The organism is Megasphaera massiliensis (assembly GCF_000455225.1).
Classification (GTDB): Bacteria; Bacillota; Negativicutes; order Veillonellales; family Megasphaeraceae; genus Megasphaera; species Megasphaera massiliensis.
This window is the reverse complement of sequence record NZ_HF954537.1, coordinates 682,162-701,466: the sequence shown is the minus strand read 5'-3', so window position 1 is coordinate 701,466 and position 19,305 is coordinate 682,162. Positions and strand designations below refer to the sequence as shown.

Sequence of the window (19,305 nt, the reverse complement as noted above, 5' to 3'; positions counted from 1 at the left end):
AGAGACAATCTCTTGAGAGATTGTCTCTTTTTTTGCTGTTTTCCCTTGCGGGACGAAAACGCTCCGAAATTAGTGCCTGTTTTGCTCGTTTTGGCTGATAATAGTTCCTGATTGTAGTCAAATTCTAAAGGAAAATGAAAAATTGTGATATTTGTTACCCTATTTTTAATCGTTATCCCTTTAAATTTCTAACAGATTTGGTGTATAATTAATACTATAATCATAAAATGAATGGCTGTATATATTATATTGTATGTAATGTGTACGGTCCGATGCAGGTCCGTCAGCTCATCTTCGACATAGGGCATTCCTTTTCACCATCCGCCGGACCGAAGTCGCGTTAGGAGGCGCTTTTATGAAAAAATCTAATTGCCTGGCTATGATCCTGGCTGGTGGGAAGGGGAGCCGCCTTGGCGTCCTGACCAAAGACCAAGCCAAGCCGGGCCTCTTGTTCGGAGGAAAATACCGCATCATCGACTTCCCTTTGAGCAACTGCCGTAATTCCGGCATCGATACGGTCGGTATCCTGACCCAATATCAGCCTCTCGAACTGAACTGGTACATCGGTAACGGCAGTTCATGGAACCTCGATTCCAATCGAGGCGGTACCTATGTCCTGCCGCCTTATCAGAGCGACGGCGGTTCTAACTGGTATCGCGGCACGGCCGACGCCATCTATCAGAATCTGAATTTCGTCGATATGGTCGGCGACGACTACGTCCTCATCTTGTCCGGTGACCATATCTATTCCATGGATTACGACAAGATGCTCAATTTCCACAAGAAGCATAAGGCTCAGGTTACCATCGGTACCATCCGCGTCCCCTGGGACGAAGCCAGCCGCTTCGGCATCATGGTCGCTGATGAAGACATGCGCATCAACAAGTTCCAGGAAAAACCGGCCAAGCCCGAAAGCAATTTGGCTTCCATGGGCATCTACATCTTTGACCGGGCCGTCCTCGAAGAGTATCTCCGGGCCGACGCCAAAGATGAAAAGTCAGAACATGACTTCGGGAAAAATGTCATCCCCACCATGCTGGCCGATCAGGTTCCGCTCTACGCCTATCCCTTTGAAGGCTACTGGAAGGATGTCGGTACCATCGACAGCCTCTGGCAGGCCAACATGGACCTTTTGGCAGATGAACCGCCCATCAATCTTCGGGACAGCAAGTGGCGCATCTATTCGGGAAACCAGAGTTTTCCGCCTCATCTCATCGGACCTAACGGGTCGGCCAAGAGTTCTCTCATCGCCGAAGGCTCTGAAATACTCGGCAATGTCAGCAATTCCGTCATTTTCTACGGCGTTACCATCAAGGAAGGGGCTAAGGTCACCAATTCCGTTATCATGCCCGGTACCGTCATTGAAGAGAACGCCGTCATCGACAAGGCCATCTTAGGGGAACGATGCCATATCTATCCCGGTGCCGTCCTGCGCAATAAAGACGGCTCTGTCGCCGTTCTCGGCCGCAAGGCAAAGCTTACAGACGGCGAACCGGAAGAAGTTACCGTGAAAGGGGAAGACTCGCTATGAACAGCAATATGATCGGTCTCATCAACATGCGTGAAGACCGCCCGTTAAAGGAAATCAATGACACACGCCCTTTGGCGACCCTTCCCATTGGCGGCAAGTATCGCCTCATCGACTTTACCTTGTCGAATATGGTCAATGCCGGCATCGAAAACGTCGGCCTCATGCTTTCGAGTCAGTCGCGGTCGGTCCTTGATCACATCCGTTCCGGGAAGGAATGGGGATTGGCTCATAAGGGGGACGGTCTGTTTTATCTGCCGGAAGAACGGGCCGACATCGAAAATCCCGTCGAAGGTGACATCGCCGCTTATTACCGCAACCTGATTTTTATCCGGCGGGCCAATAAGCGCTACGCCCTGCTGTCGGGCTGCGACATGGTGCAGAATATCGACTACGATGAAGTCCTGCACTTCCATCGCCGCCACAATGCCGACGTAACCCTTATTTATCAGAAACAGCAGTATGATTTTAACCGCGAAGGCTATGTACTGACCATCGATACAGACTGCACCGACCGGGTCCGGGCCATCGACTCCAAGATGGAAGTCAAAGCCGGGGATAACCTCTACCAGCGCGGCATCATCATCGACTGCGACGTTCTCCAGGACTGCATCCGCCGGGCTTACTCTAAAGGGTATACCCATCTCATTACCGATGTATTCCAGCGAAACGTCGACCGCCTGCGCATTTTCGGGTATAATTATCAAGGGTACGCCAAACGAATCGATTCACTCCAATCTTATTTTGAAGTCAACATGGATCTGCGCGACAGCCGCATTTGGCACGAACTGCTTTTAAAAGACTTGGATCACCGTATTTATACCAAGATCAAAGACGAAGCTCCGGCCAAGTACATGGAAGAATCCCACGTTTCCAACTCCCTTGTAGCCAACGGCTGCATCATCGAAGGGCGCGTTGAAAATTCGATCCTCTTCCGCCGCGTCCGGGTCGGAAAGAATGCGGTCATCCGCAACAGCATCATCATGCAGCACTCGGTCATCGGTGACGACGCCCAGCTCGACTACGTCGTCTGCGATAAGAATTCGGTCATCCAGCCGGAAGCTGTCTTGCAGCGTACCGCCGATGATCTGTTGTGTATTGGCAAATGTTCCGTACGTTAGTGTTTTGACAAAAGGGGATAATAAGCATATGAAAACATGGCAGGACAAGGAAGAATTCAAAAGGTTGTTTACCGACAAAGCCTACCGACTGTGGGAAAAGGAATTGCAAGAGTTAACCTTGAACGAAGTCTATCAGACCATTGCCTACATGATTCGCGATCTGGTCAGTGAAGATTGGATCCGTACCAACCAATCCTATGCTGCGAAAAAAGTCAAACAAGTCTATTATTTTTCCATTGAATTTCTCATGGGCCGCTTGTTGGAATCGAATCTCCTCAATGTCGATATGGACAACATCTGCCGGGACGGTTTGAAGGACCTCGGTTGGGATCTCGAAGACGTCATCCCGGCCGAACGCGATCCCGGTCTCGGGAATGGGGGACTCGGCCGGCTGGCAGCCTGCTTCATCGACTCCCTGGCCGCCTTGTCCCTTCCCGGTCACGGCAACAGCATCCGTTATCAGTACGGCCTGTTTAACCAGCGCATCGTCGATAACCAGCAGGTCGAGCTGCCCGATAACTGGCTGGTCAAAGGCTATCCTTGGGAGGTCAAGAAAGTCGACAAGGCCGTCTACGTCCGCTTTGGCGGCAATGCCTATATGCGGCCTACCGGTGACGGCAGCCTCGAATGTGTTCACGAACAGTTCTCGACGGTCAAGGCCGTTCCGTATGACGTGCCGGTCATCGGCTTTCAAAACGATACGGTCAATACCCTTCGCCTGTGGCGGGCCGAGTATTCCCGGGAAGAAATGTATAAGGAGCTGTCTATGGGTGACCGGCACCGGGCCTTCCGCTACAAAGACAGCGTCCAACAGATTTCCCGTTTCCTCTATCCCGATGACAGCACCGAAGACGGACGCCGCCTGCGCCTGATGCAGGAATACTTCTTCGTATCGGCCGGCGTCCAAAGTATTGTCCGCCATTATAAGAAAAAATACGGAGAAAGTCTCTATCGTTTCGACCAATACGTTGCCATCCACATCAACGATACCCATCCGGCTCTGGTCATCCCCGAGCTGATGCGCATCTTCATGGATGAAGAAGGCCTCTCGTGGCAGGCCGCCTGGGATATTACCGTCCGGACCGTCGCTTATACCAATCACACGATCCTTCCGGAAGCCCTGGAAAAATGGTCCATTCCCATGTTTAAGGACCTCTTGCCGCGAATTTATTTAATTATTGAAGAAATTAACAACCGTTGGCTCCGAGAAGTACGCCGTCTCTATCCGGGCGATGAAAATAAGGCCCGTGACGTAGCCATCTTGTGGGACGGCCAGATTCACATGGCGCACCTCTCGGTCCTCGGCAGTCACAGCGTAAACGGCGTCGCCGAAATCCATTCGCAGATCTTGAAGGATTCGACGCTGCACCAATTCTATACCTGTTTCCCGCACCGCTTTTCCAATAAGACCAACGGCATTTCTCATCGGCGCTGGCTCATCGAGGCCAATCCGAAACTGGCGTCCCTCATCGACGATACGATCGGTGACAAGTGGCGTAAGACGCCGTCGCGTTTGGCCGACCTCATGGCCTATAAAGACGACGCTTCCTTTAAGGAAAAGCTGGCCAAGGTCAAGACCGAACGCAAGGAATGGCTGGCCCGCTACATTCGGGACAAGTATAATCAGGATATCCGGACCGATTCCATCTTCGATATTCAGATTAAGCGTATTCATTTATACAAACGCCAGACCTTGAATATCCTCCATATCCTGCACCTCTACTTCCTCTTAAAGGACAATCCGTCCCTGACCATTACGCCGCGGACCTATCTCTTCGGCGGCAAGGCCGCAGCCAGTTACGGCGAAGCCAAGGAAACGATTCGCCTGATTAACGTCATCGCCCGCATGATCAATGGCGACCGGACGGTCAGCCAGCAGCTGAAGGTCCTGTTCCTGGAAAATTACAACGTATCTCTGGGACAGCTCCTTTTCCCGGCTGCCGACGTCAGCGAACAGATTTCGACAGCCGGCAAGGAAGCGTCCGGGACGGGGAATATGAAATTCATGATGAACGGCGCCACTACCCTTGGGACCATGGACGGGGCCAACGTCGAAATCCACGATCTCGTCGGTGACGACAACTGCGTCATCTTTGGCCTCCGAGCCGATGAAGTCATGAATTACTATATTCGCGGCGGTTATTCGTCTTGGAAGATGTACAGCAGTGATTCCGATATACGGCGCCTCATGGATGCCCTCGTCGACGGAACTCTGGGCGGTGAAAGTTTCGGCCTGCTCTACGAATCACTCCTCGATAAGAACGACGAATACTTCGTCTTGAAAGATTTTAAAGCCTACTGTGAGGCACAGCAGGAAATTGCCAAGCGGTATGGACATAAATCAGATTGGTGGCGGTCCAGTGTCGTCAATATTGCCCAGTCGGGATATTTCTCCAGTGACCGGACGATCAAGCAGTACGCCGACGATATTTGGCACATCAAGCCATCTAAGCACGACTGAAAGACAGGGGGATATGCGATGAAACTCAGTGCAATCGACGAATACAGTACCTTCTTGTATCACCAGGGTACCAATTACGCTAGTTATCGACTATTCGGTGCTCATTTTTCTTCTCGGCACCGCAAATCCTGCGTGCGTTTTGCCCTTTGGGCACCGCACGCACAGAAGGTCAGTGTCGTCGGTGATTTCAACCATTGGGATGACGATGCCAATCCGATGGAACGAAGCCGCCAAGGCAATGGCATTTGGGTCGCATATATAGAAGGCCTTCAAGAAGGCGATATTTATAAATACGCCATTACGACGGCGTCAGGAGAACGCATCTTAAAGAGCGACCCTTACGCTTTCTGGTCGGAAGTACGGCCTCATACGGCATCGAAACTGACCAAGCTCCACTATACCTGGCACGATAAGAAATGGATGGATAGCCGTGAGGCTTACGATTCGTATCGTAAACCGATGCTGACTTATGAAGTCCATCTCGGCTCGTGGCGGCGCGGCGAAGACGGCGGCATGCTGACTTACCGCGATATCGCCGAAGAGCTGGTCGCTTACGTAAAAGACATGCATTATACCCATATCGAGCTCATGCCGCTGTGTGAATATCCCTTTGACGGTTCCTGGGGCTATCAGGGAACGGGTTATTTTTCAGCGACCAGCCGCTATGGCACGCCGGAAGATTTTATGTATCTCATCGACCACTGCCACCGAAACGGCATCGGCGTCATCCTCGACTGGGTGCCGGGCCACTTTTGCCGCGACGCCCACGGCCTGCGCCACTTTGACGGCGAACCGTGCTACGAATCGGGAAATCCGATCTTGGCGGAAAACAAGGAATGGGATACGATGAACTTCGACTACGGCCGGACGGAAGTCCAGTCCTTCCTCATTTCCAGCGCCCTCTTTTGGCTGAGCCAGTTCCATATCGACGGCCTTCGCATCGACGCCGTGGCCAATATGCTGTATCTCGACTACGGCCATCCCGACGGAGAATGGCAGGCCAATAAGTACGGCGGCCGGGAAAATTTGGAAGCCATCGACTTTTTGCGCCATCTCAACGCGGCCGTCTTTAAAGAATTTCCGCAGGCCCTCATGATCGCCGAAGAATCGTCGGCTTGGCCCCTCGTAACCAAACCGGTCGACGTCGGCGGCCTGGGCTTCAATTATAAGTGGAACATGGGTTGGATGAACGACATGCTGCGTTATATGTCCATGGACCCCTTGTTCCGCAAGGACAATCACAATCTCATTACCTTTTCCTTGTGCTACGCCTTTTCGGAAAACTTCATCCTGCCCTTGTCGCACGATGAAGTCGTCCACGGCAAACACTCGCTCCTGGATAAGATGCCCGGCGATTACTGGCAGAAATTTGCCGGCCTTCGAGCCTTCTACGGCTACTGGATGGCCCATCCCGGCAAGAAACTCTTATTCATGGGCAGTGAATTCGGCCAGTTCATCGAATGGAAGTACGATGACAGTCTCGACTGGCACCTCTTGAATTACCCCATGCATTTGGCTATGCACGACTACGTGCGCCAACTGAACGGGTACTACGTCGACCATCCGGAATTGTGGGAAGAGGACTGCGACTGGTCGGGCTTTTCCTGGATCAGCTGCGATGACAACGATAACAGCGCCATTGCCTTCTTCCGGACGGGCAAAGACGAAACAGATTCGACCGTCGTCATCTGCAACTTTACGCCTGTCGTCCGCCATTCGTACCGCATCGGCGTTCCCGTCAAGGGCGATTACGTCGAAGTCTTTAATAGCGATGCCGAAGCCTTTGGCGGGTCGAACGTCCTCAATGAAGGCGTTTTTGCCGCTCAGGATGTACCCATGCACGGCATGGACCAGTCCATCGAATTGACCCTGCCGCCGTTGGCGACGATTTATCTGCGCCGAAAGGGCTGCGAGGCGGAGAAACCGGACTGCGAAGAAGAACAGCTGAATGGCTGAGAAAGAAGGCAAAGGCATGAGAAAGGGAACACGCCGGCATCAAACGAGACGGCGGGTATCAGTAACACATCCATCACCATCTATAAAACGCCGTGCCCAAGCAACGCGAGAAGCGGCGCGGACGACATCAGACCGTAAAAGGGAGGGACAGACGATGAAGGTATTATTTGTGGCTTCAGAAGCAGTGCCATTTATTAAGACTGGCGGCTTAGCCGATGTCATGGGGGCCTTGCCGAAGGCATTAGCCAAAAAAGGCGTGGACGTCCGGCTGGTCATTCCGAAATACAGCGGCATTGCCGATGCTGTCAAAGAAAAGATGAAGACCGTCGTGACCGGTACGGTCAACTTGTCTTGGCGCCAGCTCTATTACGGCGTCGAAGCGGTAGAACAAGACGGGGTGACCGTCTATTTTATCGACAACGAATGGTATTTCAAGCGGGACAATCTCTATGGCTACGGCGATGACGCCGAACGGTTTGCTTATTTCTGCCGCGCCGTTCTGACCATGCTGCCCGCCGTCGGCTTTAAGCCCGATATCATCCACTGCAACGACTGGCATACAGGGCTCATGGGCGTCTTCCTCAAAGAAGACTTCCGCCACGACGACTTTTATAAGGATATGAAGCTGGTCTATACCATCCATAACCTGAAGTATCAGGGCATCTATCCGCCGTCGATTATGCGCGACATCATCGGCCTGCCGCAGGAACTCTTTGATAAGGGCAATCTCGAATGCGACGGCTGCGTCAACTACATGAAGTCCGGCCTGGTCTATGCCGACCGGGTTACGACGGTCAGCCCGACGTACGCTCAGGAAATCACCTATCCCTACTTCGGGGAAGGCCTGGACGGCTATATCCGGGCTAACAGCGGCAAAGTGTCGGGCATTTTGAATGGTCTCGACGTCGATGCTTACAATCCGGAAACGGATCCGTACATTAAAAAGCAGTACTCTGTCGATACGGCCCGGGCGGACAAACGGGAAAATAAAGACGCCCTGCGCGCTGAACTCGGCCTTCGTATCAAGCGCGGCGTACCCCTCATCGCTATGGTCACGCGCCTCGTCGAAGACAAGGGCCTGGACCTTGTCATGCGAATCATGGATGAACTCGTCGATGACGAAGTCCAGCTGGTTCTGGTCGGGACCGGCGATGCCGGCTATGAAGATGCCTTCCGGGAACTGGCTTACCGCCATCCCAACAAGGTCTCGGCCAATATCATGTTCAATGAAGCCCTGGCTCATAAGGTCTACGCCGCGTCGGATATGTTCCTCATGCCGTCGCGCTATGAACCGTGCGGTCTCAGCCAGCTCATTGCCCTTCGCTACGGATCCATTCCTATCGTCCGGGAAACGGGAGGACTCAAGGATACGGTACAGCCCTTCGATAAGTACAGCAAACAGGGCAACGGCCTGACCTTCCCGAATTTCAATGCCCACGAACTCTTGTTTACGACGAAACGGGCTCTCGGTTATTACGAAGACGATTCCCTTTGGGATCAGCTGGTCCGCAACGCCATGACCAGCGATTACAGCTGGAACCAATCGGCTGACGCCTATATAAGTTTATATGAAAGTGTACTGCAGCTGTAAGGGGCTCAGTATCGGGTCCCCCGTCGGGTATGCGCGACGGGGGATTCTTGATGAAGAAGAAAGGATTTTCTATGGACTTACGACTGTATCACAACTCTCATGATTTTTATTATCGGTCTGCCTTCGGTGCCGTCCCGTCAGGAAGCCGGCTTATCCTGCGCCTGGGGGCTTCGGGACAGGGGGAGAATTGCCGGGCCGAGGTGCGCCTGTGGCAGAGTAACGTCGGTGAATCGCATCTCTCCATGACTTATGAGGACCAGGCCTTTAAAGCCGTCGTGCCCATTCCCGATAAGGGCTGCCTCTTATGGTATTACTTCATCGTAAGCGACGGAGACACGACGCGTTATTACGGGAATAATTACGAACAGCTCGGCGGGGAAGGGGCCGTCTATGAAGCGGCGCCGCCGGCCTATCAGATTACGGTCTACGACAAAGAGGCCCATACGCCGGACTGGTTTAAGCATGCCATCGTCTATCAGATTTTCCCCGACCGCTTCTATCGCAGCGGCGACGGAGAAAACCTTTGGGGCAAAGAAGGGGCCGTTATTCACAGTAATTGGTATGATAAGCCTTACTACTGCAAGCGGGAAGGCGTCGGCGATATCGTTTATTATGACTTTTTTGGCGGCAATATCAAGGGCATTCAGGAGAAACTGCCTTATTTAAAAGAATTGGGTATTACGGCCATTTACCTCAATCCCATCTTTGAAAGCTCGAGTAATCACCGCTACGGAACGGCCGATTATTTCCGCGTCGATCCCATGCTGGGGACCAATGAAGAATTTGCCGCCTTTTGTAAAGCTGCCAAAGAGGCCGGCATGGCCGTCATCCTCGACGGCGTTTTCAGCCATACCGGGGCCGACAGCATCTACTTCAACCGCTTCGGTCATTATCCCGGCGTCGGCGCTTACCAATCGAAGGAATCGCTGTACTACGAATGGTTCCGATTCACCAACTATCCCGATGAATACGAATCGTGGTGGGGCGTGTCGGACCTGCCCGACGTCGAGGAAACGACGCCGTCGTACATGGATTTCATCATTAACAAGAAAGAAAGCGTCCTCAAATACTGGCTCAATCAGGGCATCCGCGGCTGGCGCCTCGATGTCATCGACGAGCTGCCCGTTCCTTTCTTGCGGCAGTTCTATAAGACCTTGAAAGAAGAAAATCCCGACGCCGTCCTCATCGGCGAAGTCTGGGAAGACGCGTCGAATAAGGTCAGCTACAGCGAGCAGCGGGAATACCTCTCGGGCTACGACATCGACAGCGCCATGAACTACGCCCAAAGGGCCTTGATGGTGGATTTTGTCACCGGAGCCAAAGAGGCACGGCGCATGAATGATGAATTGACCCGCCTTCGGGAAAATTATCCGCCGGAAAATTTCTATGCCATGCTCAACCTCATCAGCAGCCATGACATCGAACGAATCTTGACCGTCCTGAGTGCCGCCGGCGGCACCGACGTAGAAGATGTCGAAACGACGGCCAAAAAGAGGTTGAAACTCTTGACGACGTGGCAGATGACCATGCCCGGTGCGCCCTGTATCTATTACGGTGATGAAGCCGGTCTCACCGGCGGTAAGGATCCGGACAACCGTCGGACCTATCCCTGGGGACGGGAAGACTGGGATATTCTCGGTTGGACCAAGGCTTTGACGCGTTTGCGGACGGCTCATGATGCCTTACAGACGGGCCGTTTCATCCCGCTCTACGCCGACGGCGACGTTTACGCCTTTGCCAGGCTCATCGAAGGCGGCCGCGACGTCTTTGGGAAACCGGCAGAAGACGGGCTGTTCATCGTCGCCATGAACCGGAATCCGTCGGCGCTTCGGACCATCAGCCTGTATACGGACGGATTGGCTTACGGCAAGTTTACCAATGCCCTGAATAAGCGAATGGAACCGGAAGTGACCTTGAACAGCCGCCTGACCTTGACCCTGCCGCCCTTAGAAGCGGTCATCTTACAGGCCGGTGAGGCCGAAAAGAAACGCAGCGGCGTCCTTCTCCATCCGACGTCACTGCCGGCAGCTGTCGGAAAGGGCGTCTTAGGGACGGCGGCGTATCGATTCGTCGACTTCCTTAAGACGGCCGGTCAATCGGTCTGGCAGATCCTGCCCCTGATGCCGCCCTTGGCCGGCGATTCGCCGTATCTCTCGGAATCGGCCTTTGCCGGAAACGAATCCCTCATTTCTTTAGAACGACTGTGTGACTGGGGCTGGCTGAAAAAAGACGTCGTCGCCGATTTCATCGCTATGGGGAAAGGCTTGCCGCCATCGGAGGTGGCGGCCGAAAAGGCCCGCATCTTATGGAATCTGTCTCACGATAAGGACCTCATCATTTCCTGGCAGCCCTTCCGGGACTTCTGTGAGGCCAATGCCTACTGGCTCGACGACTACGCCTTGTTCCGCAGTATCCGTGATTTCTTTAAGGGCCGTCCTTGGACGGAATGGCCCGATGACATCCGCCGCCACGATGCCGCAGCTCTTACGCGCTATGGTAAGGAACTCTCGGCCACAGTGTCCCATGTCAAATTCATGCAGTACATCTTCGACCGTCAGTGGCACGAGCTTCGGGCGTATGCCAAAGAAAACGGCATCACCATCCTCGGCGACCTGCCCATGTTCGTTGCCCATGACAGTGCCGACTGCTGGGCTCATCAGGATCAGTTCGACCTCGATGAGGACGGACGGCCCGTATCGGTCGCCGGCGTACCGCCTGACTACTTCAGTGCCGACGGCCAGCTTTGGGGCAATCCCTTATATGATTACGACGCCATGGCCGCCGACGGCTATCAGTGGTGGACCGATCGTTTCCGCCGCATGAAAGACCTCTTCGATGAACTGCGGGTCGATCATTTCCGGGGCTTTGCCGCCTACTGGGCCGTCCCTCAGGGCGCCCCGACTGCTAAAGACGGTGCCTGGAAAGAAGGGCCGGGCCTCGATTTGTTCCGCGCCGTCTATCAAAAACTGGGCCGACTGAACCTGGTTGCCGAAGATTTAGGCGTCATTACCGATGACGTCTGCGCCTTAAAAGACGCCCTTGATCTCCCGGGTATGAAGGTATTCCAGTTCCATCTTAAAGACCGTTCCGACGGCATTCGCGCCTTCGATACAGAACTGAACTGTATCGCCTATACGGGGACCCACGACAACAATACGATTCGGGGATGGTATGAACAGGAACTTTCTGAAAGCGAACAGCTTCATATTCGCCGCATGTTGGACCTTTCTGACGACGTCTCGCCGGAAGAGCTGGTACAGGCCGTCATCGCCTACACCTACCGCCGCCGGGCTGAAACGGTCATCGTGCCCATGCAGGATCTGTTGGCCCTCCCGGCAGAAGCTCGGATGAACGTTCCCGGCGTCGCCGACGGCAACTGGCAGTGGCAGATGAAGGAAGGCCAGACGACCTTTGATTTGGCTCGCCGATTGGCGAAACTTTGCCGTAAAAGCGGCCGCTAAGTCTCCTTGCCGAAATGGAATAACGCGCTGTCTCTCAAAAGAAGGGAGCAGCGCGTTTTTTGTCGAATACCTATAGTAAGGATATCCGGAAAAAGGAGGAATCGTTGTGTATATCACGCACATGCGCATTCAAAATTATCGAAACTTACAAGATGTCGACATGACCTTTCATGAAAAGGCAAACTATATCGTCGGGGAAAATGCCATCGGCAAGAGCGGTCTCCTGCGCCTTTTGGCATATATGAGCGACGGCCGCAACGTCGACGAAGACGATTACGCCGATCCGTCACAGCCCATCATCATCACCATGGGGCTTCATCTCCTCGAGAGCGACAAGGAGTACTTTGCCGATAAACCCGATGAACATCGCCAAAATCTGCGCATCCGCATGGAAATGCATATCAGCGATATGTATCCCCATCTCTACTTCGACGACACGGGTGAAGAGCTGCCCTTAGAATTGATCCGCCGCCTGCGCTATGTGTCCTATTCGGCGACCATTCCCGAAGAGCAGCGGGTGGCTCCGCGAATCTATCGGGCCTTAGAGCAGAAGCTCTCGGCTTGGGGAGAGGAGCATTGGGACGGTTTGTCAGAAGATGCGCGAGCCTTTATCCATCATGAAGTGGCCGTCGGCAGCCTCGATTCTTCCTACTTCGTCAATATCTTCCTCTTGTCGAAGCTTTTGTGCCGCACGGATCGGCCCCGGGCGGACAATATGAAATTCATTTCCCTGGCGGCGCTCTGCGTCATTACCCATGTCTACCAAATGTCCCTCAGCCGGGCCGTGCCCATGGAACACAACCTCATCGTCGATGAAAAAGGAAGGCGGTACCTGCCGCTCATCATCTCCATCGACGAGCCTGAAATCCACCTGCATCCGTATATGCAGCGGTCGGTCCTCCATTATTATCAGCAGCTTCTCCAGAACGAAGATCCTCAGTTCTGCCGGATCCTCAAGGATCTGTTCAACATCGACGGCTTGCGGGGGCAGCTGTTTATCGTCACCCATTCGACGGATTCCCTCATCGACGACTATCGCAACATCATCCGCCTGTACCGCGATAAGCAGGGGATGGTTCGAGCGGCCTGCGGCTCTTGTTTCCATTTCAGCGAAGAAATTGAAAAACACCTGATCATGCACTTCCCGGAAGTCAAGGCGGCCCTCTATTCGCGAAGCGCCCTCATCGTCGAAGGCGAAACGGAGTACGGCTGCTTCCAGCAATTCGGCGTGACCTTAAACATACCCTTTGACTACTACGGCATCTGTCTCATCAACGCCCGCGGTGAAAGCTCTATTTCTAAGATCAAAGCCCTTTTAGAATACTTCAAGATTCCCGTCGCCGCCTTGTATGACGCCGACGTCAAGGCGGCCCACAAGGGTGAACGCGGTGTCTATTTTACCCATGAAATCTGTTTTGAAATGGATCTGGCCAAGACCCTCCTCGACAGGGGACGGCGCCGCGATTTGGACCGCATCATCAACACGGCCTGCGGCGACCACGCCAGGGCTACGACGGACATGATCAAAAAGGCCTGCCGTAAGCTGGATATCAATTACCATGACTATCCGGCACGCCGGTTGTGGAACGTCAACCCTCGCAATAAGCGGGCCCTGTACGTCTACTATTTTGCCTGGCTGTACAGTAATAAAGGCGTCATTCTCGGACGCCTCCTCGGCCAATCCCTTGAAAAAGACGATATTCCGCCGGCCTTTGCCAACGTCATCCGGGCCGTCGGACAATTAGCCAAAGTAACCCAAGCCGTATAGGCCTGGGTTGCTTTTTGTGCCGATGGCACCCTGTAAAGAAACCTCAAAATATGGTATGCTATAAGGTACAGTCTATTGCAGAAAGAGAGATGTGGTATGAAACTTTTTATTGCCGAAAAACCGAGTATGGCCCGGGAACTGGCTAAGTGCCTGCCGGAACCTCATCGGCGGGGAAACGGCTGTATCCGTACGGGAGGCGGCATCGTCACCTGGGCTTACGGCCACGTCCTGCAGCAGGCCGAACCTCAAGACTACGACCCCAAATATAAACGCTGGAAGGCGGAAGATTTACCCATCATTCCGACGGAATGGAAACTCCTCATCAGTCCGGCCAGCAAGGAGCAGTTCCATATCATTGAAGGCCTCATTTCAAGTCCCGATGTCGATGCCATCGTCAACGCCGGTGACCCTGACCGGGAAGGGCAGCTGCTCATCGACGAGATCCTCGACTACGTCGGGAATGAAAAACCTGTCGAGCGCATTCTCCTCAATGCCCTTGATGAAAAGAGCATCCATGAATCCTTAGGCGATCTTCGCAGCAACGGCGACTTCGTCCACTTGAAGGATTCGGCCTTAGCTCGGAGCCGGGCCGACTGGCTCATCGGCATGAACCTGTCCCGAGCCTATACCTTGTCGGCTCGTCGTCAGGGCCATCGCGTCGTCTTTCCCATCGGAAGAGTCAAGACGCCGACCTTAGCCCTCGTCGTCCGCCGCCAGCGGGAACTCGACGATTTCGTGCCGGTTACGTATTACGTCGTGAAAGCCGATTTTGAGCATAAGAACGGCCTCATCCGCGCTCAGTGGCAGCCGAAGGATACCCAGGCCGGCCTCGATTCCGAAGGGCGCTGTATCAAGGAAGAAGCGGCGAAGGATATCTTATCCCGCTTAGCGGCCAATCCCGACGGAACCATCGTCGAGAATAAGAAATCCAAGAAGAAAGAACCCCAGCGTTTGCCCTTATCCTTGTCGTCCCTCCAGGTCTTGGCCGGCAAGCGCTACGGCTACACGCCCCAGCAGGTCCTCGACACGGCCCAGACCTTGTACGAACGGAAGCTTACGACCTATCCCCGCTCGGACTGTGAATACCTGCCCCTCAATCAGCGTAAAGACGTGCCCCGCATCTTAGCGAATATCGCGGCCATCCCGGCCGGGAAGCTTCCTGAATGGGCGGCCGGGGCTGACGGCAAGATCAAGAGTCGGGCCTGGAACGACAGCAAGATTACGGCCCATCACGCCATCATCCCGACGACCGTTCCTTGTCCTTTCGACAAATTGACCGCCGTCCAGCAGCGCATTTATTACCTCATCGCCCAGGCCTATCTGGCCCAGTTCTATCCCATCCACGAATACGACCAGACGCGGATTACCATCGACTGCGCCGACGAGACCTTCGTCGCCCACGGCAAGGCCGTCACCGTGCCGGGATGGAAGGTCCTCTATCAGAGCGATAAGAATGACGATGAGGAAGAAAAGGGAGAACTTCCCGTCGTCCGCAAAGGCGATGCCGTCCATTACCGAAACGGCCAGGTTGACAAGAAGGCGACCAAGCCGCCGCCGCGGTTTACGCCGTCGACCTTATTGGCGGCCATGAAAGAAATTTATAAGTACGTCAAAGACGACAGCTTGAAGAAGAAGTTGAAAGAAGTCCAAGGCATCGGTACGGAAGCGACGCGGGCGACGATCATTCAAGAATTGATTCAGCGCAAATTCTTGACGGCCGAAGGGAAAAAGAAATATCTCAAGCCGACGGACAACGCTTATCTTCTCGTCGACGCCCTGCCCGACGAAATGCTCTATCCCGATGAAACGGCCATTTGGGAAGAACGGCTTTATCAGATGAGCCTCGGGAAGGACAACCTCGAAGCCTTCCTACGCGACCAGCTCGATTTTCTGAAAGCCTTGGTCACGGCTGCCGGCGGCGTCGTCATGAAGGTCGAAGGCGCCAAGGCCTGCCCGGAATGCGGCAGCCCCATGGTCAAGCGCCACGGCAAGTACGGCGACTTTTACGGCTGCAGCAACTATCCCAAGTGCCGCCATACGGAACCTATTACCGAAGAGGGGAAGGACGGGGATGCCAAACCGTCGCCCTATCCCTGCCCGCGCTGTAAGAAGGGGACCTTCCAGAAAAGGACCGGGCCCTACGGCGTCTTTTGGGTCTGCAGCGGCGAGACCTGCAACACCAAGTGTGCCGACGTCGACGGCGTGCCCAGCCTCTACGCCAAGTCCTGATGACGGCCATATGTCAAAAGGACGGATATACAAAAAGGCCGCCCTATGGTATTATAAAGATTAAGCTATTTTTTTCATAGCTTTTTTGTCCATATAGGAGTAAGAATCATAAATGAAACGCATTTATTTAGATAATGCCGCAGCGACGCCTATGGATCGGGAAGTCCTGGACGCCATGATGCCGTATCTGACGACATCTTACGGCAATCCGTCGAGCCTCCATTACTTTGGTCAACAGGCTCGGGCTGCCGTTCAGAAGGCACGCGGTCAAGTCGCACACTGCCTCGGCGTCAGCGGCGAAGACCTGGTCTTTACCAGCGGTGGAACGGAAGCGGATAACCTGGCTGTTTTAGGCTATCTGCGGGCCAATTTTCCCAAGGGCGGCCACGTCATCACGACGGCCGTCGAACACCATGCCGTCCTGAGAACTTTCCAGGCCCTGGAAGAAAAGGGCTATGACGTGACCTACGTCCCCGTCAATGGAGACGGCTGCGTCTCAGCAGACGATGTGGAAGCTGCCATGAGGGACGATACGGCCCTCATTTCGGTCATGTACGCTAACAATGAAACGGGCATGATTCAGCCCATTGCTGCCATCGGAGCCCTGGCCAAGGAAAAAGGCGTTGCCTTTCATGTCGATGCCGTTCAGGCCTTCGGCTATCTGCCCGTTCGGCCTATGGAAGAAAATATCGACATGCTCACCGTCTGCAGCCATAAGATTTATGGCCCTAAGGGCGTCGGTGCCTTGTATATCCGCCACGGACTCAAGGTGACAGCCGAAGCCTACGGCGGTCCTCAGGAACACCGCCTGCGGGCAGGGACCGAAAACGTCGCCGCCATCGTCGGTTTCGGCGAGGCAGCGGCCTTACTTGAAAAAGAACGGGACGATCGGGCCAAAGCCGCCCGGGTTTTGACCGACATCGTCTATGACAAGCTCATTCAAGGCGACGATCGGTTCCGCTTAAACGGCAATCGCCGTCAGGTTCTGCCCAATATCATCGACTTCAGCGTCGACGGGGTGGACAGTGCCATTTTACTCATCGCCCTCGATTTACAGGGCATTGCCGTATCGGCCGGGTCGGCCTGCGAAGCCGGTGCCGTCGAAGCGTCCCACGTCCTACAGGCCATGGGCGTCGAAGAAAAGTGGCTGCGCAGCAGCATCCGCCTGTCCGTCGGCAAAGACAATACGACAGAAGATATTGAACACGCCGTGTCCCGGATCCGGGACGCCGTGACGACCAGTAGAGGAGATTAGACATGAAACGAGTCGCAGTAGCTATGAGCGGCGGCGTCGACAGCTCGGTTACAGCCGGTCTTTTAAAGCAGCAGGGGTATGACGTCATCGGCATCACCCTGCGCCTGTGGGAAGAAGACCCGGCCTGCACCATCGACAACGTCCACGCCTGCTGTTCCCTCAGTTCCGTCGACGACGCCAAAGCCGTCGCTTCGGTTCTGGGCATTCCCCATTATACCTTGGATTTCCGCGAACTGTTCCGCCGCGATGTCATCGACTATTTCGTCGATTCCTATCGCCGGGGCAAGACGCCCAATCCCTGCATTGCCTGCAATAAATTTATTAAATTCGGCCTGCTCTGGGAAAAAGCCAAGCAGTTTGGCGCCGATTTCCTGGCCACCGGCCATTACGCCCGTCTGGCAAAAGACGAACAGACGGGAATCTATTCGCTCTTACGCGGTACAGACCGCCGCAAAGATCAGTCCTACGTCCTCTATCAGCTGACCCAGGACATCTTGCCGCACCTCCTGTTCCCCATGGCCGATCTCGAGAAGGCCGACACGCGGAAACTGGCCAAAGAGTGGAACCTTCCGGTCTTCAACAAGCCCGAAAGTCAGGATATTTGCTTCATTCCCGACAACGACTACAAGGGCTTTTTGGAAAAGGAACAGAAGGATATCTTTAAGCCCGGCGACTTCGTCGATGAATCGGGCCGCGTCATCGGCCGTCATCAGGGCATTGCTGCCTATACCGTCGGCCAGCGGCGGGGACTCAACCTCGGCGGTCCCGGCGGTCCCTACTACGTCACTGCCTTAGACGTCGAACATAATCGAGTCATCGTCGGTTCAGAAAAGGACCTGTTTTCAAAGACCGTCGAAGCCAGCGAAGCGACGTGGGTCGAACAGGTGCCGACAGCGCCCTTCCGGGCCCTCGGCAAGATACGCTATGCGGCTAACGAATCGCCCTGCACGGTCTATCCTGACGGCGACGACATGCGCGTCGAGTTCGATGAAGCCCAGCGTGCCGTTACGGCCGGCCAGGCCCTCGTGCTCTACGATGAAGAAACAGGGGAACGCGTCCTCGGCGGCGGCGTCATCCAATAAGAAAGAGGGGAAACATACGGTGTCCACAGATCATATCAGAAACTTTTCAATCATTGCTCATATCGACCACGGCAAGTCTACCTTGGCCGACCGGATGCTGGAAATGACCGGCACTGTGCCCGAACGGGAAATGGAAGCCCAGTTACTCGACACGATGGACCTTGAACGAGAACGAGGCATTACTATCAAAGCGCAGTCGGCCCGCCTCATTTATGATGCCAAAGACGGCAAACAGTATACGCTGAACCTCATCGATACGCCGGGGCACGTCGACTTCAACTACGAAGTATCGCGAAGCCTGGCCGCCTGCGAAGGGGCCCTGCTCATCGTCGACGCCACCCAGGGCGTCGAAGCCCAAACCTTGGCCAATGTGTACCTTGCCTTGGAACATGACTTAGAAATCATCCCCATCATCAATAAGGTCGACCTGCCCAGTGCAGACCCGGACCGAGTCTGCAAGGAAATCGAAGACGTCATCGGTCTCGATGCCTCCGACGCTATCATGATCAGCGCCAAGACGGGCCTCGGCGTCGACCAGGTCCTGGAAGCCATTGTCCAGCGCATTCCCGCCCCGGCCGACGAAGAAGATAAGCCCTTGCGGGCCCTCATCTTCGACTCCCACTTCGATGCCTATAAGGGGGCTATCGCTAACATCCGCATCATGGAAGGCAGCTTAAAGCCGGGCCAGCGGATCCGCATGATGGCTTCGGGCAAAGAATTTGAAGTCATCGAAACGGGCGTCTTCCTGCCTCAGATGCATCCCGTGCCGTCTCTCGGCTGCGGCAGCGTCGGTTATTTGGCAGCCAGCATGAAGAACGTCCGCGACTGCCGCGTCGGCGACACGGTTACCTTG

The 19,305-nt window shown here is 54.4% G+C and carries 11 protein-coding genes; all 11 read left to right on the top strand.

Going from position 1 to position 19,305, the window contains the following annotated elements:
• Positions 1–355: 355 nt before the first annotated feature.
• The gene (locus TX77_RS06640; RefSeq protein ID WP_044503990.1) at positions 356–1,531 is read left to right on the top strand and encodes a glucose-1-phosphate adenylyltransferase; all 1,176 of its coding nucleotides are present in this window, start codon (positions 356–358) and stop codon (positions 1,529–1,531) included.
• Complete coding sequence (gene glgD / locus TX77_RS06635; RefSeq protein ID WP_044503989.1) at positions 1,528–2,649, top strand: glucose-1-phosphate adenylyltransferase subunit GlgD; 1,122 nt, start codon at positions 1,528–1,530, stop codon at positions 2,647–2,649. The genes TX77_RS06640 and glgD overlap by 4 nt, the downstream gene beginning before the upstream one ends.
• A 28-nt stretch (positions 2,650–2,677) precedes the next feature.
• The gene (locus TX77_RS06630) at positions 2,678–5,110 is read left to right on the top strand and encodes a glycogen/starch/alpha-glucan phosphorylase (protein WP_081651711.1); all 2,433 of its coding nucleotides are present in this window, start codon (positions 2,678–2,680) and stop codon (positions 5,108–5,110) included.
• Between the two features lie 18 nt (positions 5,111–5,128).
• Complete coding sequence (gene glgB / locus TX77_RS06625; RefSeq protein WP_044503988.1) at positions 5,129–7,066, top strand: 1,4-alpha-glucan branching protein GlgB; 1,938 nt, start codon at positions 5,129–5,131, stop codon at positions 7,064–7,066.
• Between the two features lie 154 nt (positions 7,067–7,220).
• On the top strand, positions 7,221–8,657 hold the full coding sequence (gene glgA / locus TX77_RS06620; protein ID WP_044503987.1) for a glycogen synthase GlgA: 1,437 nt from the start codon (positions 7,221–7,223) through the stop codon (positions 8,655–8,657).
• A 50-nt stretch (positions 8,658–8,707) separates the two neighbouring features.
• The gene (gene malQ, locus TX77_RS06615; protein WP_230198077.1) at positions 8,708–12,118 is read left to right on the top strand and encodes a 4-alpha-glucanotransferase; all 3,411 of its coding nucleotides are present in this window, start codon (positions 8,708–8,710) and stop codon (positions 12,116–12,118) included.
• Between the two features lie 106 nt (positions 12,119–12,224).
• Positions 12,225–13,886 (top strand): ATP-dependent nuclease, encoded by a 1,662-nt coding sequence (locus tag TX77_RS06610; RefSeq protein WP_044503986.1) that lies wholly within the window; start codon positions 12,225–12,227, stop codon positions 13,884–13,886.
• 96 nt (positions 13,887–13,982) lie between these two features.
• Positions 13,983–16,115 (top strand): DNA topoisomerase III, encoded by a 2,133-nt coding sequence (locus TX77_RS06605; protein ID WP_044503985.1) that lies wholly within the window; start codon positions 13,983–13,985, stop codon positions 16,113–16,115.
• A 112-nt stretch (positions 16,116–16,227) separates the two neighbouring features.
• Entirely contained in the window at positions 16,228–17,370 is a 1,143-nt protein-coding gene (locus tag TX77_RS06600; protein ID WP_044503984.1) for a cysteine desulfurase family protein, read from the top strand.
• A 2-nt stretch (positions 17,371–17,372) separates the two neighbouring features.
• A complete protein-coding gene (gene mnmA / locus TX77_RS06595) occupies positions 17,373–18,452 on the top strand; it encodes a tRNA 2-thiouridine(34) synthase MnmA (protein WP_044503983.1) in 1,080 nt (359 codons plus the stop codon).
• Positions 18,453–18,471: 19 nt separating this feature from the next.
• A partial coding sequence (locus tag TX77_RS06590) for a GTP-binding protein (protein ID WP_044503982.1) occupies positions 18,472–19,305 on the top strand: 834 nt, incomplete at its 3' end.

Bases quoted from the DNA above. Each gene is read 5' to 3' on its own strand.
- glgB (WP_044503988.1), top strand. From the start codon at position 5,129: ATGAAACTCAGTGCAATCGACGAATACAGTACCTTCTTGTATCACCAG.
- glgA (WP_044503987.1), top strand. From the start codon at position 7,221: ATGAAGGTATTATTTGTGGCTTCAGAAGCAGTGCCATTTATTAAGACT.
- malQ (WP_230198077.1), top strand. From the start codon at position 8,708: ATGAAGAAGAAAGGATTTTCTATGGACTTACGACTGTATCACAACTCT.
- glgD (WP_044503989.1), top strand. From the start codon at position 1,528: ATGAACAGCAATATGATCGGTCTCATCAACATGCGTGAAGACCGCCCG.
- TX77_RS06640 (WP_044503990.1), top strand. From the start codon at position 356: ATGAAAAAATCTAATTGCCTGGCTATGATCCTGGCTGGTGGGAAGGGG.
- mnmA (WP_044503983.1), top strand. From the start codon at position 17,373: ATGAAACGAGTCGCAGTAGCTATGAGCGGCGGCGTCGACAGCTCGGTT.
- TX77_RS06605 (WP_044503985.1), top strand. From the start codon at position 13,983: ATGAAACTTTTTATTGCCGAAAAACCGAGTATGGCCCGGGAACTGGCT.
- TX77_RS06600 (WP_044503984.1), top strand. From the start codon at position 16,228: ATGAAACGCATTTATTTAGATAATGCCGCAGCGACGCCTATGGATCGG.
- TX77_RS06630 (WP_081651711.1), top strand. From the start codon at position 2,678: ATGAAAACATGGCAGGACAAGGAAGAATTCAAAAGGTTGTTTACCGAC.